This window comes from Pseudomonas sp. MAG002Y (assembly GCF_019400845.1).
Taxonomy (GTDB): domain Bacteria; phylum Pseudomonadota; class Gammaproteobacteria; order Pseudomonadales; family Pseudomonadaceae; genus Chryseomonas; species Chryseomonas luteola.
The window spans coordinates 1-1,077 of record NZ_WOEJ01000046.1 but is presented as its reverse complement, the minus strand read 5'-3'; the positions used below and the strand labels follow the sequence as shown (position 1 = coordinate 1,077).

Below are 1,077 nucleotides of genomic sequence, written 5' to 3'. Positions count from 1 at the left end.
CGACGCAAAAAGGGGCGCAGAGGTAACACAGGCTCACAGCCCACCAAACATTCCAGGGCCAGTGACCACTTGGATTCTGAGTCAGATACTGACTCCACCATTCGTGCTTTGGCGGTGGCTTTAAAATCGGTCAAAACGGGTACAGGAGTTCATGACAAGAAGCATCAGTGTGATTTCTGTGGTAGAACTGGACATACAGAAGACCGCTGTTATCAGAACCCATCTAATCCTGACAACAAGCTGCCTCCGAAACTCCGCGAAATGTTTCAGGACAAAGCTGCAGCGGCAGTGGCACAAGACAAAACTCGTCCCAAGAAGACAGAAATTGCAGGTTCGTTAGTTGAGAAAACCACTTTATCCCCTCCTAAGGACCATCGTTCATATGCTGACAGCGGTGCTACTTGTCATTGTTTTCACTCCAGGTCTGTGTTTGTACAAGGCTCATTGACTCCATGCAAACCACGACATGTCATGCTTGCTGACAAAACATCAGTCACGTCAACCCATATGGGTGAGGTTGTGCTGCCATTTGAGCATGCTAATATCCGTTTACAAAATGTACTCTACATACCAAATCTAGGCTACAATTTAGTGTCAACTGGTAAACTTGCAGACAATGGGATACAGTCGCTTTTCCGTCGTTTTGATGTTCGCTTAAGCCTCCAGACCACCAATTTCTTCATTGGACTAGGTTCCCGTGACAAGACATCAGGAATGTACATGTTACCTGAACCCGTTTCTCAGAATACGCAGATGGCAATGTCGGTGACTAGCGATTCAAAGTTCAGGGAAACTGAGCTCTGGCACCGTCGTTTGGCACACATCAACATGAGAGATCTGGTCACGATGCACCAACATGCAAATGATGTCCCACATCTGCAACAGTCAGATGATGTGTGCCGGGCTTGTCGACTTGGCAAAGCACATAAACTACCGTTCCCGGGACATTTTAATCGTGCTGACGCAGTTGGGGATATCTTGCACTCGGATATTGTCGGTCCATTAGAACTTTCGTTTCCAGACAAGTACAATTATTTTTACACAATTCACGATGACCAATCTCGGTACACACAGGTC

Annotated in this window: 1 protein-coding gene; it reads left to right on the top strand. The window is 46.7% G+C overall.

The genetic code is table 11. The features are described 5' to 3' along the window. Positions 1-69: 69 nt before the first annotated feature. On the top strand, positions 70-1,077 hold a 1,008-nt coding region (locus GM154_RS25480), incomplete at its 3' end, for a GAG-pre-integrase domain-containing protein (RefSeq protein WP_219654317.1).